The sequence below is a fragment of the Diaphorobacter limosus genome (genome assembly GCF_033100095.1).
GTDB classification, from domain to species: Bacteria; Pseudomonadota; Gammaproteobacteria; order Burkholderiales; family Burkholderiaceae_C; genus Alicycliphilus; species Alicycliphilus limosus.
In genome coordinates, this window is sequence record NZ_CP136921.1 from 1,958,703 (window position 1) to 1,983,375 (window position 24,673).

Annotated in this window: 24 protein-coding genes and 1 other RNA gene; 11 read left to right on the forward strand and 14 right to left on the reverse strand. The window is 68.4% G+C overall.

Features of this window, described 5'->3' with window-relative positions; translation table 11 throughout:
• Positions 1 to 7: 7 nt before the first annotated feature.
• The 10 genes from mraZ to dapF form a co-directional block, all read right to left on the reverse strand.
• Entirely contained in the window at positions 8 to 436 is a 429-nt protein-coding gene (gene mraZ / locus P4826_RS09445) for a division/cell wall cluster transcriptional repressor MraZ (protein ID WP_317703587.1), read from the reverse strand.
• Between the two features lie 262 nt (positions 437 to 698).
• Positions 699 to 2,015 carry an ATP-dependent protease ATPase subunit HslU gene (hslU, locus tag P4826_RS09450; protein ID WP_317703588.1) on the reverse strand — a complete coding sequence of 439 codons (1,317 nt, stop codon included), beginning with the start codon at positions 2,013 to 2,015 and terminating at the stop codon, positions 699 to 701.
• Positions 2,016 to 2,085: 70 nt separating this feature from the next.
• Positions 2,086 to 2,631 carry an ATP-dependent protease subunit HslV gene (gene hslV, locus P4826_RS09455; protein ID WP_317703589.1) on the reverse strand — a complete coding sequence of 182 codons (546 nt, stop codon included), beginning with the start codon at positions 2,629 to 2,631 and terminating at the stop codon, positions 2,086 to 2,088.
• A 66-nt stretch (positions 2,632 to 2,697) separates the two neighbouring features.
• Positions 2,698 to 4,410 (reverse strand): STAS domain-containing protein, encoded by a 1,713-nt coding sequence (locus tag P4826_RS09460; protein ID WP_317703590.1) that lies wholly within the window; start codon positions 4,408 to 4,410, stop codon positions 2,698 to 2,700.
• A gap of 200 nt (positions 4,411 to 4,610) precedes the next feature.
• Positions 4,611 to 5,102: an RNA polymerase-binding protein DksA gene (gene dksA, locus P4826_RS09465; RefSeq protein ID WP_317703591.1), complete on the reverse strand. Its 492-nt coding sequence runs from the start codon at positions 5,100 to 5,102 to the stop codon at positions 4,611 to 4,613.
• A gap of 293 nt (positions 5,103 to 5,395) precedes the next feature.
• Entirely contained in the window at positions 5,396 to 6,460 is a 1,065-nt protein-coding gene (locus P4826_RS09470; RefSeq protein WP_317703592.1) for a CobW family GTP-binding protein, read from the reverse strand.
• An 89-nt stretch (positions 6,461 to 6,549) separates the two neighbouring features.
• A complete protein-coding gene (locus tag P4826_RS09475; RefSeq protein ID WP_317703593.1) occupies positions 6,550 to 6,780 on the reverse strand; it encodes a hexameric tyrosine-coordinated heme protein in 231 nt (76 codons plus the stop codon).
• A 67-nt stretch (positions 6,781 to 6,847) separates the two neighbouring features.
• Complete coding sequence (locus P4826_RS09480; RefSeq protein ID WP_317703594.1) at positions 6,848 to 7,831, reverse strand: tyrosine recombinase XerC; 984 nt, start codon at positions 7,829 to 7,831, stop codon at positions 6,848 to 6,850.
• Between the two features lie 83 nt (positions 7,832 to 7,914).
• Entirely contained in the window at positions 7,915 to 8,604 is a 690-nt protein-coding gene (locus P4826_RS09485; protein WP_317703595.1) for a DUF484 family protein, read from the reverse strand.
• Positions 8,601 to 9,479, reverse strand: a complete 879-nt coding sequence (gene dapF, locus P4826_RS09490) for a diaminopimelate epimerase (RefSeq protein WP_317703596.1) — start codon at positions 9,477 to 9,479, stop codon at positions 8,601 to 8,603. Before dapF ends, P4826_RS09485 begins: the two co-directional genes overlap by 4 nt.
• A gap of 59 nt (positions 9,480 to 9,538) precedes the next feature.
• Between dapF and P4826_RS09495 the strand changes: the two genes are divergently transcribed.
• Positions 9,539 to 11,230, forward strand: coding sequence for an MBL fold metallo-hydrolase (locus P4826_RS09495; protein WP_317703597.1), 1,692 nt, complete (start codon positions 9,539 to 9,541; stop codon positions 11,228 to 11,230).
• Entirely contained in the window at positions 11,223 to 11,984 is a 762-nt protein-coding gene (locus P4826_RS09500; protein WP_317703598.1) for an rRNA pseudouridine synthase, read from the forward strand. Before P4826_RS09495 ends, P4826_RS09500 begins: the two co-directional genes overlap by 8 nt.
• A 7-nt stretch (positions 11,985 to 11,991) precedes the next feature.
• Here P4826_RS09500 and P4826_RS09505 read toward each other — a convergent pair whose 3' ends face one another.
• The 3 genes from P4826_RS09505 to P4826_RS09515 all read right to left on the reverse strand — a co-directional run bounded on the left by P4826_RS09505 (position 11,992) and on the right by P4826_RS09515 (position 13,818).
• Positions 11,992 to 12,696: a helix-turn-helix transcriptional regulator gene (locus P4826_RS09505; RefSeq protein WP_317703599.1), complete on the reverse strand. Its 705-nt coding sequence runs from the start codon at positions 12,694 to 12,696 to the stop codon at positions 11,992 to 11,994.
• Between the two features lie 501 nt (positions 12,697 to 13,197).
• Positions 13,198 to 13,632: RNase P RNA component class A (rnpB, locus tag P4826_RS09510), an RNA gene on the reverse strand.
• A 15-nt stretch (positions 13,633 to 13,647) separates the two neighbouring features.
• Complete coding sequence (locus tag P4826_RS09515; RefSeq protein ID WP_317703600.1) at positions 13,648 to 13,818, reverse strand: hypothetical protein; 171 nt, start codon at positions 13,816 to 13,818, stop codon at positions 13,648 to 13,650.
• Positions 13,819 to 13,983: 165 nt separating this feature from the next.
• Here P4826_RS09515 and cysK point away from each other — a divergent pair, with 165 nt between their 5' ends.
• The 4 genes from cysK (at position 13,984) to P4826_RS09535 (ending at position 18,541) form a co-directional block, all read left to right on the forward strand.
• Entirely contained in the window at positions 13,984 to 14,904 is a 921-nt protein-coding gene (gene cysK, locus P4826_RS09520) for a cysteine synthase A (protein ID WP_317703601.1), read from the forward strand.
• A gap of 48 nt (positions 14,905 to 14,952) precedes the next feature.
• Positions 14,953 to 16,095: a J domain-containing protein gene (locus tag P4826_RS09525; RefSeq protein ID WP_317703602.1), complete on the forward strand. Its 1,143-nt coding sequence runs from the start codon at positions 14,953 to 14,955 to the stop codon at positions 16,093 to 16,095.
• Between the two features lie 131 nt (positions 16,096 to 16,226).
• Entirely contained in the window at positions 16,227 to 17,996 is a 1,770-nt protein-coding gene (locus tag P4826_RS09530; protein ID WP_317703603.1) for an NAD(P)/FAD-dependent oxidoreductase, read from the forward strand.
• Positions 17,997 to 18,088: 92 nt separating this feature from the next.
• The gene (locus tag P4826_RS09535; protein WP_317703604.1) at positions 18,089 to 18,541 is read left to right on the forward strand and encodes a carboxymuconolactone decarboxylase family protein; all 453 of its coding nucleotides are present in this window, start codon (positions 18,089 to 18,091) and stop codon (positions 18,539 to 18,541) included.
• Between the two features lie 39 nt (positions 18,542 to 18,580).
• On the opposite strand, the gene P4826_RS09540 is transcribed toward P4826_RS09535, so the two are convergent.
• Complete coding sequence (locus P4826_RS09540) at positions 18,581 to 19,483, reverse strand: LysR family transcriptional regulator (protein WP_317703605.1); 903 nt, start codon at positions 19,481 to 19,483, stop codon at positions 18,581 to 18,583.
• Between the two features lie 69 nt (positions 19,484 to 19,552).
• On the opposite strand from P4826_RS09540, the gene P4826_RS09545 reads away from it, so the two are divergent.
• The 5 genes from P4826_RS09545 (at position 19,553) to P4826_RS09565 (ending at position 24,665) form a co-directional block, all read left to right on the forward strand.
• On the forward strand, positions 19,553 to 20,422 hold the full coding sequence (locus tag P4826_RS09545; RefSeq protein WP_317703606.1) for an HpcH/HpaI aldolase/citrate lyase family protein: 870 nt from the start codon (positions 19,553 to 19,555) through the stop codon (positions 20,420 to 20,422).
• A gap of 39 nt (positions 20,423 to 20,461) precedes the next feature.
• On the forward strand, positions 20,462 to 21,451 hold the full coding sequence (locus tag P4826_RS09550) for a tripartite tricarboxylate transporter substrate binding protein (RefSeq protein ID WP_317703607.1): 990 nt from the start codon (positions 20,462 to 20,464) through the stop codon (positions 21,449 to 21,451).
• A 223-nt stretch (positions 21,452 to 21,674) separates the two neighbouring features.
• Entirely contained in the window at positions 21,675 to 22,847 is a 1,173-nt protein-coding gene (locus P4826_RS09555; protein WP_317703608.1) for a CoA transferase, read from the forward strand.
• Positions 22,844 to 23,683 (forward strand): amidohydrolase family protein, encoded by an 840-nt coding sequence (locus tag P4826_RS09560; protein ID WP_317703609.1) that lies wholly within the window; start codon positions 22,844 to 22,846, stop codon positions 23,681 to 23,683. The genes P4826_RS09555 and P4826_RS09560 overlap by 4 nt, the downstream gene beginning before the upstream one ends.
• A 25-nt stretch (positions 23,684 to 23,708) precedes the next feature.
• Positions 23,709 to 24,665, forward strand: coding sequence for a tripartite tricarboxylate transporter substrate binding protein (locus P4826_RS09565; protein WP_317703610.1), 957 nt, complete (start codon positions 23,709 to 23,711; stop codon positions 24,663 to 24,665).
• Positions 24,666 to 24,673 lie beyond the last annotated feature (8 nt).

The window sequence follows — 24,673 nt, forward strand, 5'->3', positions numbered from 1 at the left end:
GCGGCCCCTAGAAAGAAAAGTCCTTGAGGACATCGGGCATGCCGGCCTGCATGGCGGCGGCCTCCTTGGCGTCGTGCGTCGCCTTGTCCCAGAGCTCGAAGTGGCTGCCCATGCCAAGCAGCACGGCCTCCCTGGTCAGGCCCGCGGCCTCGCGCAACTCGGGCGAGACGAGCACGCGCCCCGTGCCATCCATCTCCACGTCCATGGCGTTGCCCAGGAAGATGCGCTTCCACCACTGCGCCGACATGGGCAGTTGGGCGATGCGCTCGCGGAACTTCTCCCACTCCGGGCGCGGAAACACCATCAGGCAGCCGTCGGGGTGCTTGGTGATGGTCAGCTGGCCGCCGGCCTGCTCCGTCAGGGCGTCACGATGCCGGGTCGGCACAGATAGCCGCCCCTTGGCATCGAGACTCAGCGATGACGCCCCTTGGAACACGAATCGAACCCCTGCTTGATCCACCCACCTTTCGGCGCCGTTTTGGGCTCGAAAGGCACTTTTCACCACTTAATTGCACTTTTTTGCACTGTAGCAGGAAAAGCACACCCAACAACAGGGGAGTCGTCAAAAATTTGTAATGAAATCAAGGGCTTAGAACCCGATTTGCATGCAAAAATCAGGCAAAACCCTTTATTGATTAAGCACTTAGATGCGGGTATGCAAGTGCTTTATGAAGCCCGGGGCGATGTCACCCCGACCCTCACAGGATGTAGCGCGACAGGTCTTCGTCCTGGCTCAGCGCCTGCAGACGCGCGTTCACGTAGTCGGCGTCCACTACCACCGTCTGGCCCGACAGGCGGGCGGCGTCGAAGCTGACCTCGTCGAGCAGCCGCTCCATCACCGTGGACAGCCGGCGTGCGCCGATGTTCTCGGTGCGCTCGTTCACGTCATAGGCAATATGCGCCAGGCGCGTGATGCCCTCGGGGGTGAATTCCAGCGCCACGCCCTCGGTGGCCAGCAACGCCTGGTACTGCTTGACCAGGCTGGCATGGGTCTGCGTCAGGATGGCCTCGAAGTCCTGCACCGACAGCGAGGTGAGCTCCACGCGGATCGGAAAGCGCCCCTGCAGCTCGGGGATCAGGTCGCTGGGCTTGGCCAAGTGGAAGGCGCCCGAGGCGATGAACAGGATATGGTCGGTCTTGACCATGCCGTACTTGGTGGACACCGTCGTGCCCTCCACCAGCGGCAGCAGGTCGCGCTGCACGCCCTGGCGCGAGACCTCGGCGCCGCCGCTCTCCTGGCGCGAGGCCACCTTGTCGATCTCGTCGATGAAGACGATGCCGTTCTGCTCGGCGTTATGCAGGGCATGGGCCTTGACCTCTTCCTCGTTCACCAGCTTGGCAGCCTCCTCGTCGGTCAGCAGCTTGAGCGCCTCGGCGATCTTCAGCTTGCGCGTCTTGCGCCGCTCCTGGCCCATCTGGCTGAACATGCCACGCAGTTGCTCGGCCATCTCTTCCATGCCCTGCGGGCCCATGATCTCCAGCTGCGGGCGCGCGTCCGCCAGGTCGATCTCTATCTCCTTGTCGTCCAGTTCGCCCTGGCGCAGCTTCTTGCGGAACACCTGGCGCGCCGTGCTGTCGGGTGCCGCTTCGCCGGTGCGTGCCGGGGGGATCAACACATCGAGAATGCGCTCCTCGGCCGCGTCTTCGGCGCGCACGCGCACCTTCTTCATGTCCTGCTCGCGCGTCTGCTTCACGGCCACCTCGACCAGGTCGCGCACGATGGAGTCCACATCCTTGCCGACATAGCCCACCTCGGTGAACTTGGTGGCCTCGACCTTGATGAAGGGCGCATCGGCCAGGCGCGCCAGGCGACGCGCAATCTCGGTCTTGCCGACGCCCGTGGGGCCGATCATCAGGATGTTCTTGGGCGTGATCTCCTGGCGCAGGCTGCTATCGACCTGCTGGCGGCGCCAGCGGTTACGCAGGGCGATGGCCACGGCACGCTTGGCCCCCTGCTGGCCGACGATGTGGCGGTCGAGCTCGGAGACGATTTCCTGGGGGGTCATGGAGGACATTTTTAGACCATTTCTGGCTCCAGCGCTTTACAGATAAGCGCCAGAAGCTATTAATACAATAGCGAAACGCCTACAGCGTCTCTATGGTGTGGTGCATGTTGGTATAGATGCACAGCTCACCGGCGATCGCGAGCGACTTCTTCACGATGTCCACGGCCGGCAGATCGGTGTTGTGCAGCAGCGCCTTGGCGGCCGAATGCGCGTAGGCGCCGCCCGAACCGATGGCGACTATGCCCTCCTCGGGCTCGAGCACGTCGCCGTTGCCGGTGATGATGAGCGAGGCCGAATGATCGGCCACGGCCAGCATGGCCTCCAGGCGACGTAGCACGCGGTCGGTGCGCCAGTCCTTGGTGAGCTCGATGGCCGCGCGCGTCAGCTGGCCCTGGTGCTTCTCCAGCTTGGCCTCGAAGCGCTCAAACAGCGTGAAGGCGTCCGCCGTGGCGCCGGCAAAGCCGGCCAGCACACGCCCCTGGTAGAGCTTGCGCACCTTGCGCGCCGTGCCCTTGACGACGATGTTGCCCAGGGTGACCTGGCCGTCGCCGCCAAGAGCAACCTGGATGCCGTTCGCCGTCTGGCGCCGGACGCTGAGAATGGTGGTGCCGTGGTACTGTTCCATGGGAATGCCATATGAGGGCGCAGGCGCCCGTTTGCAAGCCGCACCCACGCCCGTGGGGGACAAAAATCAGTTTTTGCGCAGCACGACGCGCGCGTGCTCGTTGATGCCGATCACGTTGAACAGCACGGCCACCAGCCGGTGCAGCTGCGTGAAATGCACCGCCCGGCCCTGGGCCTGTTGCTCGGCCGCCCAGTTGAGCACCGAGCCCACGGCGGCAAAGTCGATGCGGATCAGCCGCTCGCAGGACACGACCAGCGGCGCACCCGCAGGCGCCATGGCCTCCAGCGGCTGCAGCAGCGGCGTGGCATCGCCATCGATCTGGCCCTGCAATGCCGCCACCGGGCCATCGTCCGTGCGCGCCGGCTGGGACAGGGCAAAACCCGACATGAACAGATCGCTGTCCGGCGCGCCCTCCAGCGCCGCAGGCGCGGCGCCATCGTCGCCGCTAAAGGCGCAATGCGGCGACAGCCAGGACGGTGGCGAGACCTCATAGGTCACGCAATAGTCCAGGGCCACCAGCTCGAACTCGTCATGCTGGCCCATCAGGCGCAGCGCCGCCATGCGCAGGCGCCACCAGGCAGGCTCGCGGCTGCGGTCGCCCGATGGGGTATTTGCCTGCAGCAGGCCCTGCAGCGCCTGCACGCCGGCAAACCGGATCTGCACCGCGCGCCCGGCCCAGTCCTCGAACTGCTGGGCCAGCGCGGCGATGGCCGGCGGCTCGATCTCGGTCAGGCGCGTCCAGCTCAGCGTCCAGGGTGGCGCGGCGCGCGCCAGCGAGGCCTGCAGCGCGGCCACCGACTGCTGCGTCAGCAGGGTCGGCGCGCTCCAGCCATGCTCGAACTGTGCCGCGGCGGGCGTTGCCGGATCCACGGCTGCCTGCATGCCCAGCTGCTCGGGCAGCGAGAACCACAGCGGCGCCGAGCGCCCAAAGCGCGCGGCAAACTCAATGGCCAGCATGTCGAACGGATCCTGCTGACCGGTGGCGCGGTACAGGTCGAACAGCGCCAGCCAGACCTCGTCCGGCCGCGCTCCGTCCTGCGGGGGCTGCGTCAGGATCTCCCTGAGCCCGGCCTCGGCACCCTCGAAGTCGCCGCTGGCGAAACGGATGGCGGCCTCTTCGAGGTCGAGGTCATGCTCGAACGGCTCGGCATCGGCCACGAGCGAGGGCACCGCGGCTGCCATCGCGGCGTCGGCCGCTGGCGGAACCTGCAAAGCCCCCTGCCCCAGGGATGCGGGCATGCTCATCGGGGCGGTGGGCGCAAAGGCGTGCACCTGGTCTCCAAGCGCCGCTTGCGCTGCCAACACCACGGCTGGCCTTGGCGGCACGATGGGCGGCGCGACGACCATGCGCTGCGACTCGGGTGCCGCGCCCTGCTGGCTGGCCGTCTGGGGGGCGGGAGCGCCCTGCTCCTTGCCCTTCCACCATTGCTGCGACATCTGGGCTTCGATCTCATCGATCTTCTTGAGCGTGCCGGCACGCTCGTCGGGCGAGGTCATGCTGGTCGAGAAGAACGAGGCGCGCGCCAAGGCATCGTCCAGGCGCCGGCCGCCCTGGGCCTCGCGCTGGCGCAGCTTGCGCAGCTGATCGAACTCGCGCTTGCGCACGAAGTCGTTGCGCCGCTTGCGCTCGATCATCTCCTTGAGCATCTGCTTGCTGTACTGGCTGTCGCGGTCGGTTTCGAGCGAGTCCAGGTCAGACCAGTTGACCGTGGGGTTGCGCACGAACTTCACCATCTTGGACAGCAGTCCACCAGGTGCCGGGGTGTCGTCCTTGCTCATGGTTTGAAGTGGTGCGCCTTTATGCGCCCTCAAGCGCGCGCTGCTCCATGGTGCAGGCCGGCATGAAACTGGCGTGCCCCAGGCCAGGGCCGCCGTGCAAGGGCCGCCCCGCCGCACGGGCGGCGTCCCCCTGCCCGCGGCGCGCAGCGCCGCGAGAGCGGGGGGAAGGCGCGCAGCGCCTCAGGGGGGTGTGATTCACATCAATCGCCAAACATCTTTTGCTTGAGCTCGCGGCGCTGCTGCGCCTCCAGCGACAGCGTGGCCGTGGGCCGGGCGATCAGGCGGCCCACGCCTATGGCCTCGCCGGTCTCGTCGCAGTAGCCATAGTCGCCGGCGTCGATGCGGGCGATGGATTGCTCGATCTTCTTGAGCAGCTTGCGTTCGCGGTCGCGCGTGCGCAGCTCCAGGGCATGCTCTTCCTCGATGGTGGCGCGGTCGGCCGGATCGGGCACGACCACGGTGTCCTCGCGCAGATGCTCGGTGGTCTCGCCGGCATTGGCATGCATGTCCCGCTTGAGCAGCACCAGCTTGTGGCGGAAGAACGCCATCTGCTTGTCGTTCATGTACTCGCTGTCGGGCATGGACAGCACTTCCGCGTCCGACAGCTCTTCGGCGGACTTGGTCTTCCAGTTGTTGGCCAGCTTGGGATCTTTCTTGGCGGCCGCCACAGAGGTTTGCAGGGTCGTAGTCATGGTCTAAATAAAGCTGGCTATGCAGGTATCGGCACCTGCGTACGGGCCGGTGATGGTACGGTCAATTGCGGGCAAGCCCAAACCTGGGGACTATAGCAAGTCGCGCCCCTGGTCTGGCTGGAGTCGATGGTCACTGGCTCGCTCCTGGCAATTCGTACGGATCCGGCTGCTCATGGGGCCCAACCCCTGAAGCGGCACGGCGCGGATGGCATGGCATTTTTGCCGGGGCGCGATTGTATAGAGCCGGGCCGCCCGTGGCCAAACCGTTGCAGATCCCCTACAAAAATTGCGTTTCAAGGCACCAGGCATTGCTCCAGCCCCTGCAGGAAGATGTCCTGGGGCAGGTCGATGCCGATGAACACCATCTTGCTCAGGCGCTTTTCGCCATCGGCCCACTGCGGCCCCAGGTCGCTGCCCATGAGCTGATGCACACCCTGGAAGATGACCTTGCGCTCCGTCCCCTTCATGTGCAGCACACCCTTGTAGCGCAGCATGCGCGGGCCGTAGATGTTGACGATGGCGCCCAGGAAGTCCTCCAGCTTGGCCGGATCGAAGGCGCGCTCGGCACGGTAGACGAAGCTCTTCACATCGTCGTCATGGCGGTGGTGGTGCGGGTGGCTGCAATGCTCGCCATGGTCATGGTCATGGTGCTCATGGCCGCAATGCTCGTCGTGCACATGCTCGTGGCCGTGCTCGTCGTCCTCCTTGAGGAAGTCGGGGTCGATGTCGAGCTTGGCATTGAGGTTGAAACCACGCAGATCCAGCACCTCGCTCAGGGGCACCTCGCCAAAGTGCACGGCGCGTATCGGCGCGCGCGGGTTCATGTGCTTGATGCGGTGAATCAGCGCGTCCTTCTCGCCCTCGCTCACCAGGTCGGTCTTGGACAGGAAGATCTGGTCGGCAAAGCCCACCTGGCGGCGCGCCTCCTGGCGCTCGTCCAGTTGCTGCTGGGCATGCTTGGCGTCCACCAGGGTGATGATGGAGTCGATGAGATAGGTTTCGGCGATCTCATCGTCCATGAAGAAGGTCTGGGCCACGGGGCCGGGGTCGGCCAGGCCGGTGGTCTCGATGACGATGCGGTCGAACTGCAGCAGGCCCTTGCGGCGCTTGGCGGCCAGCAGCTGCAGGGTCTCGCGCAGGTCTTCGCGGATGGTGCAGCAGATGCAGCCGTTGCTCATCTGCACGATCTGCTCCTGGCTGTCGGTGACCAGGATGTCGTTGTCGATGTTTTCCTCGCCAAACTCGTTTTCGATGACGGCGATCTTCTGGCCATGGGCCTCGGTGAGCACGCGCTTGAGCAGCGTGGTCTTGCCCGAGCCAAGAAAGCCGGTGAGGATGGTGGCGGGGATTAAAGACATACAGGTATTTCCGTCGACAAAAGCAAACGGCGACCGGATGGCCGCCGCGAAACAAACCAGGTCTTCAGTGTAGCCAGCCTGTCAAGCCATTACTTGCGCCAGTAATTGTTGGCCGCGGCCACGGTCTGGAAGTTGATGGCGATCACCTGCGAGGCGGCCGTCAGCTCGTGCGAACTGGTGGAGTACTCGGGGCGCAGCTTGTGCAGCACCTCGGCGTCGGGCTGGGTGTATTTCACGCCGCGCCGGCTCAGGGCGATGGCCAGCTCGAAACCCTGCTGGGGCGTGTCGGTGATCAAGGTGGTAAGCCAAGCGTCTGCCATGGTGGGGTTCTCCTTGTTGAAAAACGGGCACTATCCCACGGCGGCGCCCGGCATGCGCAAACCCTGGTCAAGACTCGGGCTTTTTGCGCGCCCGCGGATGCGCCTGGTCATACACCTTGGCCAGGTGCTGGAAGTCGAGCCGCGTATAGACCTGGGTGGTGGTGATGCTGGCGTGGCCCAGCAGCTCCTGCACGGCGCGCAGGTCGCCGCTGGACTGCAGCAGATGGCTGGCGAACGAGTGGCGCAGCATGTGCGGGTGCACGGGCGTGGTCAGCCCCGCGCCCTGGCTGCGCTGGCGCAGCCGCAGCCAGACGGTCTGCGCCGTGATGCGTGCGCCGCGCCGGCCCAGGAACAGCGCGCCATCCAGCCGCGCCGCGCCGGCTGGGCCAAAGGGCTGCTCGCGCAGTGCCAGCCAGTGCGCCAGCGCCCGGGCTGCCGCCTGGCCCACGGGCAGGCTGCGGCGCTTGGAACCCTTGCCGAAGACATGGGCCTCACGCGCCTGCAGATCGATCCAGCCGCGCCCCTGGCTGTGCGCCGCCGGGCTGGGCACGAGGTCCAGGCCGACCAGCTCGCCCACGCGCAGGCCGCAGCCGTAGAGCAGCTCCACCATGGCCGCGTCACGCGCCTCCAGCCAGGGGTCGGCGCGGGTCGCCGCATGCTCGGCCAGGCGCACGGCGTCGTCCACGCCCAGGGCCTTGGGCAACGGCTTGGGCGCCTTGGGCGCGCGCACGTCCTGCACCGGGTTGTGCGGCACCAGGCCCTGGCGCGCGGCCCAGGTGAAAAAGCCACGCCAGCCCGAGAGGATGAGCGCGATGCCGCGCCCGCTGCGCCCGCCGGCGTGCATTTGCGCGACAAAGCGGCGGATATGCGCGCTTTGCAGGCGCAACAGCGGCAGATCCACACCCGCGGCAAAGGCCACCAGGCGCTGCAGGTCCAGGGTGTAGAGCGTGAGGGTGCGCGCGGCCAGGCGCTTTTCGACGCGCGCATGCTCCAGGTAGCGCAGCGCCTCGGGCGGCAGCTGCGGGCCGGGTTCAACCACTATGGGTTTCATAGCTTGTTGCGCTTTTCATGCAATGATTTCAGATACAAAACCCCTGATAACCCGCTCTACATCAGCGCTGACAACTCTCTTTTTCAGAGCAGGCGTGTCAACCCGGCACTCGCCAGCTCGGCAATGCGCGCCAGGTAGTCCGTGCCCATGGTGGCCTCAAAGCGGTGCGGGTCGGGCGAGCCCAGCACCAGCAGGCCAAAGGCCGGCTCATCGGCGCTGTCGATGGCGCCGCGGCGCAGCGGCAGCAGCGCCAGCGACTGCGCCTGGCCCGCCTGGGGCAGCCAGGCCGTGGCCTCGAAGCCCAGGTTGGGGCCGCAGAACGGCATGGTCAGCGACGAGGCGAAGGAGCGCACATCCTCGCTCGCGCCGTGGGTGAAAGGCGCATCGGCATGCATGCCAGCCGTGCCCCACAGGCGCAGCGCAACCTGCGGCACGTCGAACAGCCGGTGAATACCCTGCTCCACGGCCTGCGGCAACTCGGCCACGTCCTGCACCGCCAGCAGCTCGCGTGACCATTGGTGGATCTTGTGCGTGATGGCGGTGTTCTCGTGGCCGTGGCGCACCATGTCCATGACGCGGTGCTCCAGCCCCTTGATCTTCTCGCGCAGCATCTCGGCCTGGCGCTCGTGCAGGCTCACGGCGCGCTGGCCATGCGGGCTGGAGATGGTGACGGCCGACAGCAGCTCGGCGTGGCGCTCGAAAAAACCCGGCGTGTTGACCAGGAAATCGGCAATGTCGTCTTCGGTGATGGGGGTGACGGAAGAATGGTTCATGGTAGGTCTGGAATGGCTATCTGGCCTTCAAAAACAGTCACGGCGGGGCCGGTCATCAGCACCGGGTCTTGCACGCCGCCGGCCCAGGCAATGCTCAAGAGGCCGCCGCGTGTGTGCACGTCAACGCGTCCGTCCAGCAGGCCCAGGCCAATGCCGGCCACCACCGCAGCGCAGGCGCCGGTGCCGCAGGCCAGGGTCTCGCCGGCGCCGCGCTCGTACACGCGCAGGCGCACCTCGGCGCGGCTGATGATCTGCAAGTAACCCGCGTTCACGCGCTGCGCAAAGCGCGGGTGGTTTTCGATCAGCGGGCCGGTCTGGGCCACAGGGGCGGTGTCCACGTCATCCACCAGCTGCACGGCATGCGGGTTGCCCATGGATATCGGCACTATAAAAACAGTAGCTTCATGCGCTTGACCATCAAACGTCAGAGGCCATTTTTGTGTGAAACCCTGGGTCACGGGCTGCAGACCGGTGGCATCGAAAGGCACCCGCTCCGGCTCCAGCACCGGGCGCCCCATGTCCACTGTCACGCGGCCGTCGGCCTCCAGCCTGGGCGCGATCACGCCGGCCATGGTCTGCACGCGGATCTCGTCCTTGTGGGTCAGCCCCTTGTCGCGCACAAAGCGCGCAAAGCAGCGCGCACCGTTGCCGCACTGCTCCACCTGGCCGCCGTCGGCGTTGTGGATCAGGTATTCAAAATCGATGCCCTGGGCGGGCGAGGGGCGCACGCTGAGGATCTGGTCGGCGCCCACGCCGAAATGGCGGTCCGCCAGAAAGCGGTATTGCGCGCGCGTCAGACCCAGGATTTCCTGCGTCTCGTCGAGCACCACAAAGTCGTTGCCCGCGCCTTGCATCTTGGTAAAGCGGATGTGCATGGGGCGCGATTATCCGCGCCGCATCGGCGCGATCACCCTGGCTTGCCCATAATGCGCCGATGCCACGCCTCAGCCAACAACTCCACCCCCACCGTGAACCCGTCACGCCCCTGAATGCCGCCACCGTGCTGCTGCTGCGCGATGCCCCCGTCGCCGGCGGCACGGTGCTGGAGGTCTTGATGACGCGCCGATCGGACAAGGCCAGCTTTGTCCCCGGCGCCTATGTCTTTCCCGGCGGCGGCATCGAGGCCCAGGACGGCGACGGCGCCAGCCACGCGCTGGCCGACCGCCGCCCCACGCAGACCGACGCGCGCCTGACCGACGCCATGGCCGCCATCCGCGAGAGCTTTGAAGAGCTGGGCGTGCTGCTGGCGCGCCGCGCCGATGGCAGCTGGGCCGACGCCGCCGACATTGCCGCCATTGCGCGCAAGCTGCCGCCGGAGACGACGTTTGCCGCCGCATGCGCCGCGCGCGGCCTGCGCCTGGCGGCCGACAAGGTCTACCAGCTGGCGCATTGGACTGCCGACCGCAATTTACCGAAGCGCTTCGCCGTGCCCTTTCTGGTGGCGCGCATGCCCGAAGGGCAGGAGCCGGTGGCCGACGAGTCCGAGCAGTTCGAGCCCGTCTGGGTGCGCCCAGCAGACGCCCTGGCGCGGCACGAGGCCGGGCAGTTCTTCATGATCTTCCCGACCATACGCACGCTGCAGCGCCTGGCGCAGTTTGCCGACGTGGATGCCGTGCTGGCCGCCGTCGCGGGCGAGCAGCCGCTGTGGGCCAGCAGCCCGCGCTCGGGCCTGCTGGCGGGCAAGGAGGCGCGCTTCATGGAGCATGAGGCGCCCTATGGCGAGCTGGCCCTGGTCACACCCAACGGCCGCGGCGAGCATGTGCTGGACTGGCAGAGCGAAACCCCGGTGCAGCTCCTGAAAAACCTGCAGCGCCTGACCGCCGCCAACCCCGGCGTGATGACCGGCCCGGGCACCAACAGCTACCTGGTGGGCGACCCCGGCACGGGCTACATCGCCATCGACCCCGGCCCGGCCGACAAGGCGCATCTGGAGCGGCTGTGGCGCGCCGCGGGCGGCGACATTCGCATGATCGTCTGCACGCATTCGCACCCCGACCATTCCCCGGGCGCCGCGCCGCTGCAAACCATGGTGGCGGCCGCCGGGCGCCCGCAGCCGCCCGTGCTGGGCCTGCCGTCAGCCCCCACGGCGCGCGCCGCCAGCCAGTTCACACCCGACCGTTCACTACAAAATGATGAGCTGCTCACGCTTGAAGGACAAGGGCCAGATGGCAAAATTACCCATACCCTGCAGGTGGTGCACACGCCCGGCCACGCGGCCAACCACGTGTGCCTGCTGCTGGTCGAGGACGGCCTGCTGTTCTCGGGCGACCACATCCTCAACGGCAGCACCACGGTCATAGACCCGCCGGACGGCAACATGGCCGACTACCTGGATTCGCTCGACCGCCTGGATGCGCTGTGCGCCGAGCATGACGTGGACTTCATCGCCCCGGCCCACGGCTATGTGCTGGGCGAGGCGCGCGCCGCCATCGCCCGCCTGAAGGCCCACCGCCTGGCGCGCGAGGCCAAGGTGCTGGCCGCCATGCAGGCCCAGCCCGATGGCAGCATGGAAGACTGGGTGCGCCTGGCCTACGACGACGTGCCCGAGCGCATGTGGCCGGTGGCGCAGCGCTCGCTGCTGGCGCATGTGGAGCGCATACGCATGCTCGAACCCGGCAATGACTGAGCACATTCGTCTTGCCAAGCGCGTGGCCGAGCAGCTGCATTGCTCACGCAGCACGGCGGAGCAGTACATCGAAGGCGGCTTTGTCAGCGTCGGCGGCCAGGTCGTGGAGGCCCCTGGCGCCCGCGTGCGCCCGGATCAGGACGTCGCCGTGGCGCCCGATGCCAGCCCGCTGGCACTGACACCCGTCACGCTGCTGCTGCACAAGCCGCCGGGCTTCGAGGCCGGCCTGGGCGGCGGCGCTGGCCCGCAGGGCAGTCGCAGCCAGGGCGCGCCACAGGCCGCCACGCTGCTGAACACCGCATCACACCTGCCAGATGATGCATCGGGCATCCGCGTGCTGCAGCGCCACTTCAAACAGCTGGAATGCTTCACGCCCCTGCCCACCGAGGCCAGCGGGCTGGTGGTCTACACGCAGGACCGGCGCATCGCGCGCAAGCTGCACGAGGACATCGAGACGCTGGAGCAGGAATGCATTGTCGAGGTGGCGGGCCAGATCGCCGAGGGCGGGCTGCCCCTGCTGTGCCATGGCCTGTCCTTCAACGGCCGGCCGCTGCCGCCCATCAAGGTCAGCTGGCAGAACGAGAACCGGCTGCGCTTTGCCCTGAAGGGCATACGCCCGGGGCAAGTGCCGTCCATGTGCGAGGCCGTCGGCCTGCGCGTCGTGGCCCTCAAGCGCATACGCATAGGCCGCCTGCCGCTGGCCAAGCTGCCCGAGGGGCAGTGGCGCTACCTGCAGCCCTGGGAGCGGTTTTAGTCCAGTCTCAACGCGCGCTGGGCGCCGCCCCGCTCCAGCGCTTGAACGCCTGCGAGAACGAGGACAGGTCGGCAAACCCCAACTCGGCGGCGATCTCGGTCAGGCTCAGGTGCCCGGCCTCCAGCAGCGCCTGCGCGCGGGCATGACGCGCCGCCTGGGCCAGGGCACGAAACGAGCTGCCCTCTTGCTGCAGCCGGCGTTTGAGGGTGCGGTCGCTCACGCCCAGCAGCCGCGCCAGCGCCGCCAGGTCGGGCGCCTGGCCGGGCGGCAGGCCCGCCAGGTGTTCGCGCACCAGCGCGGTGGTGTCGATGCGGGTGCGCCGGCGCTGCAGCAGCTGCGCGCACAGGCGCTCGCACATGGCGGCGGTCACCGCATTCGCCTGCGGCAGGGGCTGCAGCAGATGGGCATGCGCCAGGCGCAGGATATTGTCTTGTGCGTGGTAGCGCACCGGCGCGCCCAGCAGTCGCGCGGGTGCCGCGCCCGGCGGCGGCGCGCCGTAGCGCAGCGTGCAGCCGGCCAGCTCCAGGCCGCTGCCCAGCACGTCGCGCAACAGGCGCGCGCAGGCGCCCATGGCGCGCTCGACGACAAAGCGCTGCAAAGCGGGCTCCAGATCATCGGGCGGCTCGAACACCAGCTCATCGTGCGCGCCGTCGCCGCGCTGGCGCATGCTGGCCTGGCATATCGCCCAGCGCAGCAAGCAGGTGCGGGCCATCGTCGGCATGACCTTTCTGGACCAGCAATCGCAGCAGGTGCGCGACGAGACGGCGCTCAATGTGCTGATGAGCCGCGTCGGCGGCGCGCTGGTGCAGCGGGGCGCACGCAGCCCACTCAAGCGCCTGCGCCTGCCGATGAGGCTGGCGAGCAAGATGCACGCCCTGGTCAACGACCCGGCGGCGCTCAGGGTCTGGCTGCGCGACAGGCGCTCGGCCGGCAACGCCATGACGCTGGCGTTTCTGAGCTCCTACCTGAACTTCGGGCCCGAAACCGCGCCCGAGGATTTCGACTGCTGCCCGGTGCTGCTGACCCAGCCCGCGGCCGACCGCTGGACGCCGCTGCACCTGAGCCAGCCATTCCTGCGGCGCATCACCCGCGTGCCGGTCAGCACCGTGATGCTGGAGGGCGCCGGCCACTACCCGCTGGAGCAGCCGGGCCTGACGCAAATGGTGGAGGCGATCGACGCCTTCTACCGGCAGGCGGCGCCGCCAGATGAAAAGTGTGAAGCCCACCGATAAGCCGGATTCTGTGCATACGGTTGCCCGCATGTGACCGCCATTACTCTGGGCCGGGGGTCGCCCCACCGGCTCGATGCCACCTACCCGCACACTCCGGGGGCCCCGTCAACATGTGCCTACTTGGTGTTGCTGCGCGTAGAGATTGCCCGTTTCACCCCGAGCGGGCGTGCCCGCTCGGGGTGGCTGTTCGGACCCGGCTTGCGCCGGGTTCGGACAGCTTGCGCTGTCCTCTCGCCAGCTTGCGCTGGCGCCTCACAGAACACCTCCGGTGGCCATGCCCGATCGGACTCGTCTCTGTTGCTCTGATCCTCACCTCACGGTGGACAGCCGTTAGCTGCTACGCTGCCCTGTGCAGTCCGGACGTTCCTCCAGTGCCTGGTTTCCCAGATTGCACCAGCGGCGGTCTGGTGGGCTTCACGGGGGTGATTGTCTCACCCTCCGTGCAACACCTCATAGATGTTGTAGGCAATGAGCAGCAGCGCGCCGACTATGCCCAGCATCATCAGCGCCGGGCCCCAGCGCGACTCGCGTGCCGAAAAGCCAACGAGCATCAGCGCGCAGCTGATGGTGAGCATGAGCATGGTGGACTGCAATAGGGTCATGGGGCATAGCCTACCAGGGGCGACGCGTCCATTGCCCAGCGCTGCCGCGCGCAAGGGCGCACCGGCGGCATATGGCGGCCAGGGCATATCGTTATCGCGACGCGTCGCAACAACTGCTTCACAATCAGCGGCCAGGCATTCCGCCCCTCACCCATCGGAGACCCCATGCGCGCCGACAACGTCCTGCAAACCATTGGCAACACGCCCCATATCCGCATCAACCGCCTGTTCGGCCCCGGGGCCAACGTGTGGATCAAGTCCGAGCGCGCCAACCCCGGCGGCTCGATCAAGGATCGCATCGCGCTGGCCATGGTGGAGGACGCCGAAAAGTCCGGCGCCCTGCAACCCGGCGGCACCATCATCGAACCCACCAGCGGCAACACCGGCATCGGCCTGGCGCTGGTGGCCGCCGTCAAGGGCTACCAGCTGATCCTGGTGATGCCCGACAGCATGAGCATCGAGCGCCGCCGCCTGATGCTGGCCTACGGCGCGCAGTTTGATCTGACGCCCAAAGAGAAAGGCATGAAGGGCGCCATCGCCCGCGCCGAGGAGCTCAAGGCGCAGACGCCCGGCGCCTGGATTCCGCAGCAGTTCGACAACCCGGCGAACGCCGACATCCATGCACGTACCACAGCGCAGGAGATCCTGGCCGACTTCCCCGATGGGCTGGACGTGCTCATCACCGGCGTCGGCACGGGTGGGCACCTGACGGGCTGCGCGCGCGTGCTGAAAGAGCGCTTCCCACAGCTCAAAGTGTTTGCCGTGGAGCCCGCGCTGTCGCCCGTGATCTCCGGCGGCCAGCCCGGCCCCCACCCCATCCAGGGCCTGGGCGCGGGCTTCATCCCCAAGAACCTGGACACCAGCCTGCTGGACGGCGTGATCCAGATGGACGCCGAGCCGGCGCGCGAATACGCCCGCCGCGCCGCACGCGAGGAAGGGCTGCTGGTGGGCATCTCCAGCGGCGCCACGCTGGCGGCGATTGCGCAAAAACTGCCCGAGCTGCCCGCCGGCAGCCGCGTGCTGGGCTTCAACTACGACACCGGCGAGCGTTACCTGTCGGTGGAGGGCTTTTTGCCCACCGCATGAGGTCGCGATGGCGCCGGGGCGATGGCGCATAGGCACAATCGCCCCACCATGACCGCGCCACGCCACACCCCTGTCCGCATCCCGCAAACTCCCAGTGCAGCGCCACTCTCGGCGCAGCAAAAGAAGTTCAATCGCCATATCGAGCGCATCAACGAGGAGCGTGCGCTGCTCAGCGCCTGGCAGGAGGCCATCGCGGCCTACCGCGAGCGCCATGCGCGCGAAGTCGTGCCGCTGCGGGGCTCGCATATCGCCCTGCTGGTCGAGCTGGTGCAGCACCTGGACGCGGCCAGCGATGACAAAAAGCTCAGCAAGGCCGCGCGCCGCACGCTGAGCGAGGGCATCACCGACCGTGTCGCCGATCTGATCGACGCCGTGCCCGACGAGGCCACGCGCGCCGGCCTCAAGGACATCTACAACCGCCACAGCGGCGGCGACTACGACGCCGAAGAGGCCGAGGACAACGAGGTGGCCAAGGAGATGGCCCAGGCCATGGTGCGCGACCTGTTTGGCGTGGATCTGGATCTGCAGGGCAAGGACACGGAGTCGCCCGAGGACCTGCTGCGCCGCATAGAACAACAGATGCAGGCCCAGCGCGCCCAGGCCGAGCAGCAGCGCGAGGCACACCAGGCCAAGCGCCGTGCCAAGCCCAACGCACGCGAGCGCAAGGCGCAGGAAGAGGCCGCCCAGGCCACGCAGTCGGTGCGCGAGATCTACCGCAAGCTCGCCAGCAGCCTGCACCCGGACCGCGAAACCGACCCCGCCGAGCGCGAGCGCAAGACGGCACTAATGCAGCGCGTCAACCAGGCCTACGCCAACAACAAGCTGCTCGACCTGCTGCAACTGCAGCTGGAGATAGAGCAGATCGACCCCGAGCACATCGCCGGCCTGAGCGAGGAGCGCCTGAAACACTACAACCGCGTGCTGGCCGAGCAGCTCAAGGAGCTGCAGCAGGAGGTGAACGAGGTGGAGGGCCATTTCATGATGGAGTTCGGGCTCGACCCCTACCAGCGCCTCAAGCCCGCGGGCCTGATGCGCGATCTGCGCGCCGATCTGCAGGTGCTGGAGCGCGAAAACCTGCGCCTGACCAGGGAGCTGAACGGGCTGCGCGCCGACCCGGCCGCCATCAAGGACTGGATCAAGGCCGAGCGACAGCTGCAAAAGCAGCAGGACGATTTCGACCCGTGGTTTTGACAGCATCCGTTTTACTATTTATTTGATAGCTGTTTACGCTTACCCACAAAGCGCTACAGCCATATTTGATTCAAATTTATCGGGGCCATGGTGCTACCATGGCGCCCCCTTTTGCTTGATAGACCCAAGCCATGATCCGCCTGTCCGAACTGCGCCTGCCCCTGGCCGCCCTGCCGCTCGATCCCGAGCAGCACCCCGACACCGCCCTGCACGCCCTGGCCGCCCAGACCCTGGGCCTGGCGCCCGAGGCCATCGCCACGCTGCGGGTGCACAAGCGCAGCTTTGACGCGCGCAAGGCCGAGCTGCTGGCCGTGTACATCGTCGATGTAGCCCTGGCCGATGCCGCGCAGGAATCCGCCCTGCTGGCGCAGCACGCCGGCCACCCGCATATCCAGCCCACGCCCGACATGGCCTGGCGCCCCGTGGGCCAGGCGCCGGCAGGCTTTCAAGAACGCCCGGTGGTGGTGGGCTTTGGCCCCTGCGGCATCTTTGCCGCGCTGGTGCTGGCGCAGATGGGCTTCAAACCCATAGTCCTGGAGCGCGGCAAGGCCGTGCGCGAGCGCACCCAGGACACCTGGGGCCTGTGGCGCAGGCGCGAGCTCAATCCCGAGTCCAACGTGCAGTTTGGCGAGGGCGGCGCCGGCACGTTTTCCGACGGCAAGCTCTACAGCCAGATCAAGGACCCGCGCCACCTGGGGCGCAAGGTGCTGCAGGAGTTCGTCGCCGCCGGCGCCCCGCCCGAAATCCTGTACACCGCCCACCCGCATATCGGCACCTTCCGCCTGGTGAAGATGGTGCAGGAGCTGCGCGCGCAGATCATCGCCCTGGGCGGCGAGGTGCGCTTTCAGCAGCGCGTGAGGGACGTGGTGTTGCAGGACCGGCGCCTGCGCGCCCTGCGCGTGCTCGACCTGGACACGGGGCAGGAGTACGAGCTGGCCACGTCGCACGCCGTCATCGCCCTGGGCCACAGCGCGCGCGACAGCTTCGCCATGCTGCACCAACGCGGCGTGGCCATGCAGGCCAAGCCGTTCTCCATCGGCGTGCGCATAGAACACCCGCAAGGCGTGATCGACCGCGCGCGCTGGGGCAGGCACGCGGGCCACCCGCTGCTGGGCGCGGCCGACTACAAGCTGGTGCACCACGCGAAGAACGGACTGGCAAGCGGCCGCACCGTCTACAGCTTCTGCATGTGCCCCGGCGGCACGGTGGTCGCCGCCACCAGCGAGCCCGGCCGCGTGGTGACCAACGGCATGAGCCAGTATTCGCGCGCCGAGCGCAACGCCAACGCCGGCATGGTGGTGGGCGTGGAGCCGGCCGACTACCCGCGCGACCCCGCTGCCTTCGAGGCCGCCCTGGGCGCCACCCATGGCGTGGAGGCCCTGGCAGCAGGCCAGACGCACCCACTGGCCGGCATCGTGCTGCAGCGCCAACTCGAATCGCGCGCCTTCGTGCTCGGCGGCGGCGACTACAACGCCCCGGCCCAGCGCGTGGGCGACTTCCTCGCGCGGCGCGCGTCCACGGCGCTGGGCGAGGTGCAGCCCTCGTACCAGCCCGGCGTGACCCTGATCGACATGCACGACGCCCTGCCCGCCTACGCCACCGCCGCCATGCGCGAGGCCCTGCCGGCGTTCGCGCGCAAGATCCGCGGCTACGACATGGCGGATGCCGTGCTCACGGGCGTGGAGACGCGCACCTCGGCCCCGCTTCGCATCGACCGCGGCGACGACTTTCAAAGCCTGAACACGGAGGGCCTGTACCCCGCAGGCGAGGGCGCGGGCTACGCCGGAGGCATCCTCTCGGCCGGCGTGGACGGCATCAAGGTCGGCGAGGCCGTCGCCTGCGCCATGCTGGGGCTGCCGATTCCATCCTCGGGCACGCGCGGCTCGGGCGGCGCGGCATAAGACACGCATGCAGAACGTTTGACGGGGCTACGGACGCCGAGGCATCTGCGAGACGCTGTTGCAAGATAGGACAACCAAGGAGCACCAAGCCCATGACCGATACCCCTGAGGACAGCCTGCGACGTGGCCTGGACAATCGCCGCCGCGTACTGGGCGACGAGTGGGTGGAGCAATCCATCGCCCGCGCGAATGCGCTGAACGCGGAGTTCCAGCGCATGATCACCAGCTATGCCTGGGACGGCATCTGGAGCCGTCCGGGGCTGGACAGGCGCACCCGCCGCATCATGGTGCTGGCCATCACCGCCGCCATGGGCCGCTGGGAGGAGTTCGAACTGCATATCCGCACCGGCCTGCTGGCCGACCCGGACGATCCCGAGGCCGCGCCGCTGGACGTGGACACCATCAAGGAAGTGCTGCTGCAAACGGCGGTTTACGCCGGTGTGCCTGCGGGCAATACCGGCATGGCCATTGCGCTGAAGGTGCTCAAGGAACTGGGCCGCACGCCGCCGCCGGCAGCCTTCGGCATGGAGCAGGCGAAGCCGTGACATCCCCATCGAACGGCGGGCCACACGCCTGCTCCCTTTTCATCTGGGAGGTGCCTGCGGCCCGCCGCGCTCGGCGACCACGGCGCGGGCGCAGTCCACCAGGTGATGGATCAGCGGCAGCCGCGCCGATGCGCGCAGCCAGAGCACGCCAAAGCGCCGTACCTCCGCCTGCTGCATGGGCAAGGCCAGCCGCACCACGCCCTGGCCGTCGGGCCAGGCCAGCGCGGTGTCGGGCACCAGGGCCACGCCCAGGCCCTTGTCCACCATCATCGCAATCGCCACCAGCGAGCTGAGCTCGAAGCGCTCGCGCGGGGCGATCTGCGCCGCGCGCAGGTAGCGTTCCACCATCTGGCCGCCGCCCAGCTGGCGGTCATAGCGGATCAAAGGCTGGCCGCGCAGCAGCGCGTGTGGCTCCAGGTGCGCCAGGCTGCGCGGCGCCAGCAGCACCAGCGGCTCCTCGCGCAGCAGCGCCCAGTCGAAGGTCTTGGCCAGCGCGAACGAGGGATACAGGCACACGGCGGCATCGAGCCGGCCCTGCTGCACCGCCTGGTAGAGCTGGCGCGTGGTGCCCGATTCGAGGAATACCTTGGCGTCCGGGCAGCGGGCGACGAAGCCCGACAGGATGTCCGGCAGCAGGCTGTGCAGCGCGGTGTTGATGGTGCCTATCAGCAGCTCGCCCGCCGCGCCGGCCGCGTTCACCTGGGTCTTGGCGTTGGCCAGTTCGCGCAGCAGCGCCGGGGCGCTGTGCGCCAGGCGGTGGCCCGCCGGCGTGGGCTGCACCGTACGGCCGGCGCGCGCCAGCAGCGGAGCGTGGAATTCGCGCTCCAGGCCGTGGATCTGCTGCGCCACCGCCGCCGCGGTGATGTTCAGGCGCCGCGCCGCCTCGGCCATGGAGCCGGTCTCCACCACCAGCAAAAAGCTCTCCAGATATGCCGTTTCCATAGTTTTTCTATCGTTTGAAGCAATATTAACCGTGTTTTTCTTTGCTTACTTGTGCCCCACAATGGCCGCATGAGAAGCAAATTGTTCGTTCCCGCCTCCCGCCCCGAGCTGTTCGCCAAGGCCCTGGCCGGCGCGGCCGACGCGCTGTCGTTCGACCTGGAAGACGCCGTGGCCGAGCCGCGCAAGGCCGAGGCCCGCGCGCTGCTCGGCGCCTTCCTGCAAAGCCCCGAGGCCCTGGCCACGCGCAAGACGCTGATCGTGCGCGTGAACGCCATGGACACGCCGCACTTCGCCGCCGACGTCGCCGCAGTGGTCCGGCCCGGCCTGCACCTGCTGAACCTGCCCAAGCCCGACGGCCCCGAGGCCGTGGCCGAGGCCGCCGCCCGCATCGCCGAGGCGGCCCGGGCCAACGGCGTGCAGGAGCCACCGCGCCTGCTGCTGAACATCGAAACCCCCAAGGCCCTGCGCCGCGCCGCCGCGCTGGCCTGCGCCCACCCGTCCGTGGCCGGCCTGCAGCTGGGCCTGGGCGACCTGTTCGAGCCCTATGGCGTGCACCGGCGCGAGCCCAGTGCCGTGCAGCAGGCCCTGTTCGCCGTGCGCATGGCGGCCGCCGAGGCCGGCGTGTTCGCCTACGACGGCGCCTTTGCCGACGTCCGCGATGCCGAGGGCTTCCGCGCCGAGGCCGAGCTCTCGCGCCGCCTGGGCTTCATCGGCAAGAGCTGCATCCACCCCAGCCAGATCGCGCTGGCCAACGGCGTCTACCAGCCCACCGAGGCCGAAATCACCCAGGCCCAGCGCGTGCTGCAGGCCGCGCGGGAGGCCGACGCCAACGCCGTGGGCGCCTACATGGTGGACGGCAAGATGGTGGACCGCCCCTTCGTGCTGCGCGCCGAAGCCATCGTGGCCAGCGCACGCGCCGCCGGACTGATTGCCGACTGATTTCCGACCGACCCTCAAGCAACTCCAGGAGACACACCCATGACGCCATCGCGCCGCCAATTCGCCGTTGCCGCCCTCGCCGCCACCGCCGCGCTCGCCGCGCTCTCGGGCCTGGCCCACGCCGCCGACGTGTCCTACCCCGCCAGGCCCATCACCATGGTCGTGCCCTACCCGCCCGGCGGCTCCAACGACGTGTTCGCGCGCCAGGTGGCCAAGGAGCTGGGCGACCTGCTCAAGCAGCCCATCGTGGTGGACAACCGCCCCGGCGCCAGCGGCAACACCGGCACCGGCTATGTCGCCAAGGCCGCGCCGGACGGCTACACCCTGGTCGCCGTGTCGTCGAGCATGACCACCAACGCCGCCGTGCAGACCAGGCTGCCGTTCGACCCGGTGAAGAGCTTCGCCCCCGTGGCCATGTTCGCCAAGGGGCCGTTCGTGGTGGCGGTGAACAAGGACTTTCCGGCCAAAACGCCCGCCGAGCTGGTGCGCGAGATCAAGGCCCACCCCGGCCAGTACAACTACGCCAGCTCGGGCACCGGCAGCGTGAACCATTTCGCCACCGAGCTGCTGCGCTCCATGGTGCCGGGCCTGGACATCACCCATGTGCCCTACAAGGGCCAGGGCCCGGCGGTGACGGACGTGATCGGCAACCAGGTGCAGATGATGATCTCCAGCGGCCCGTCGATCCTGCCCATGGTGCGCGGCGGCAAGCTGCGCGCCATAGGCATCACCAGCCTCACGCCCAGCCCCATCGCGCCGGACCTCACGCCCATGGCCACGGCCGTGCCGGGCTACGAATTCGGCCTGTGGTGGGGGCTGCTGGCGCCCGCGGGCACGCCGCCGGCCATCGTGAACCAGCTCAACCAGGCCGTGAACCAGGTGCTGGCCAAGCCCGAGATCAAGGCCGGCTTCCTGCGCGAAGGCGCCATCGCCAACCCCGTCACGCCCGCGCAGTTTGCCGACACCATCCAGCAGGACGTGAAGCGCTGGCAGGCGCTGGCCAAGGAACGCAATATCACCGCCGATTGATGACTTAAAAACCATAGCTACCCGCGCTTTCTGCGCCTACGTTATATGCCAATCTGACCTGACTATGCACATGTCGCAGACGCCCCTCACCCCTCCCTCTCCCCAGAGGGGCGAGGGCGACTGGTTGCGCCGGTTTTACTCCCTCTCCCTCTGGGAGAGGGCAGGGGTGAGGGCTTGCGGATCGGTCTGAGGCATATAGCTAACCAGGGAATTTGACTGAAAAATGAATCCATCAACCATCCAGCGCCAGGGCCCGCGCGGCCCCTTGAGCGGCGTGCGCGTGCTAGACCTCAGCGCCTATATCGCCGGACCCTACGGCTGCTCGCTGCTCGCCGACCAGGGGGCCGAGGTCATCAAGATCGAGCCGCCCGTGGGCGACAACCTGCGCAAGTACCCCTCGACGCTGGAGGCCGAAAGCCGCGCCTTCGTCGGCGTGAACCGCAGCAAATGGGGCATGGTGCTGGACCTCAAGCAGGAGGCCGACCACGCCGCGCTGATGCGCCTGGTGCGCGAGGCCGACGTGCTGGTGCACAACTTCCGCCCCGGCGTGCCCGAGCGGCTGGGCATAGGCTTCGAGCAGCTCATCGCGCTGCACCCGCGCCTCATCTACTGCAGCGTGACCGGCTACGGCCAGAAGGGCCCGCTGAAGGCCAAGGCCGGCTACGACCAGGTGCTGCAGACCATGACCGGCATGTGCGCCATGCAGGGCAAGGCCGGCGGCCCGCCCGAGATCCTCTACGGCTCGGTGGTCGATTACTACGCCGCCGCCCTCGTGGCCGGCGGCGTGGCCTCGGCCCTGTACGAGCGCGAGAAAAGCGGCCTGGGCCAGCATGTGGGCGTGTCGCTGCTGCGCGCCGCGCTCACCATGCAGTCGGCCCGCCTGGTCTGGGCCGAGGGCGAGCCGCGCGACGTCGGCGGGCGCGACATGCGCTCGGGCGGCATCACCGGCATCCACCCCACCCGGCAGGGCCACATCTACCTGTCGGCCAACACCCAGCATTTCTGGTCCGCGCTGTGCCACAAGGTGGGCCTGCCCGAGCTGGCCGGCAACGAGCGCTACGACAGCGTGCGCAAGCGCGCCCAGCACCATGCCGAACTGGTGCCGCTGCTGCGCCAGGCGCTGGCCGCGCGCACGGCGCTCGAATGGGAGGCCCTGTTCGGCGAGGAAGTGCCCTGCGCCGCGGCGCGCGCCGTCGAAGACATGTTCGAGCACCCGCAGGTGCTGGCCGAGGGCCTGATAGCGCGCTTCGAGCACCCCACGCTTGGCAGCTACCGCGGCTTTGCCGGCCCGCTGGACTTCAGCCGCACGCCCGGCCCCGCGCCCTTTGCGGCGCCCACGCTGGGGCAGCACACGGCGGCATTGAAGGAACCCACCGCCTCGGGTGCAGCCTCGTGACCCCGGCCCCGCCCCGGCTGCCGGCCGGCGCCTGCGACGCGCACCTGCACGTCTTCGACCCGCGCTTTCCGGCCGCGGCGCCGCACGCCATGCGCACGGGTGCCACCGCGGCCGACTACCTGGCGCTGCGCCAGCGCCTGGGGCTTGAGCGCGCGGTGATCGTGCAGCCGCGCGCCCATGGCACGGACAACCGCGTCACGCTGGACGCCATCCGCGTGCTCGGGCCACGGCAGACGCGCGGCATCGCGGTGCTGCGGCCCGATGTGGACGACGCCATGCTGCAGTCGCTGCACGACGGCGGCATTCGCGGCATCCGCTTCTCCCTCTACACCGAGCGCGACGCCATGGTGCGCCTGGACATGCTGGAGCCGCTGGCGCGGCGCGTGGCCGCGCTGGGCTGGCATGTGCAGCTGCACTGGCGCGCCGACCAGATCGCGGACCAGCGCGAGCTGCTGCAGCGCCTGCCCTGCACCCTGGTCTTCGACCACATGGCGCGGCTGCCACTGCGCGAAGGCACGGGCCACCCGGCCTTCGACGTGGTGCGCGGCCTGGTGCAGCGGGGCCGCGCCTGGGTCAAGCTCTCGGGCCCCTACCTGAACAGCGCCACGGGTCTGGCCACCGGCTACGCCGACAGCGACGCACTGGCCCACGCCTGGGTGAGCGAGGCGCCCGAGCGCCTGGTCTGGGGCAGCGACTGGCCGCATGTGACCGAAACGGCCAATCCGCCCGACACCGCGATGCTGCTGGTCCTGCTGGGCCGCTGGATACCCGACACCGCCACGCGCGCGCGCGTGCTGGCCGCGAATGCGGCCGCACTCTATGGATTCGATGATTGATCTTGCAAAGGAAAAGGTGAGGAAGATGAAAAAGACTGGTTTGCTGCTGGCCGCCCTGGCCCTGGCGCATGGCGGCGCGCATGCCGCCGGCTACCCCGAACAGACCATCACCGTGGTGGTGCCGTTTGCCGCCGGCGGCGGCGCGGACAATGCGGCCCGCATCATTGCCCAGGGCATCAGCCAGGTGTCGGGCCAAAGCGTGGTGATCGACAACCGGGCCGGCGCCAGCGGCTCCATAGGCGCGACCGCCGTGGCCCGCGCCAAGCCCGACGGCTACACCGTGCTGTACGACGCATCCTCGTTCGCCATCAACCCGGCGCTGCGCAAGCTGCCCTACGACCCGGCGAAGGACTTCATCCCGGTATCCCAGGCCATACGCGTGCCCAACATCCTGGTGGCCGCGCCGGCCGCGCCCTACAACAACCTGTCGGACTTCGTGCGCGCCGCCCAGGCCCAGCCCGGCAGGCACACCTATGCCTCGTACGGGCCGGGCAGCCTGGCACAGATGGCGGGAGAGCTGCTCAAGATCGGCGCCAAGATCGACGCAGTCCATGTGCCCTACAAGGGCGGCGCGCCGGCCATCGTCGATGTGATGGGCGGCCAGGTGGACGTGTATTTCGCCAACGCGGCATCGAGCCTGGGCTACGTCAAGGCCGGCAAGCTCAAGGCCCTGGCCGTGTCCTCCCGCGCAAGAATGCCCGAGCTGCCCAGCGTGCCCACGGTGCGCGAATCGGGCATCAAAGACTTCGAGGTCGAGGAATGGAACGGCTTCTTCGTGCCCGCGGGCACGCCTGCCGCCACCGTCGCCCGGCTGCAGGAGCTGGTGCAGAAGGCCCTGGCGCTGCCCGACACCAAGAGCGGCCTGGAAAAACTCGGGCTCACGCCCGTGGGCAGCGGCGCGGCGCAGTTCTCCGCCTTTGTGGCGGCCGAGCGCGCGCGCTGGGCGCAGGTGGTGAAGACCAACCACATCACCGTCGACTGAGCGCTCGG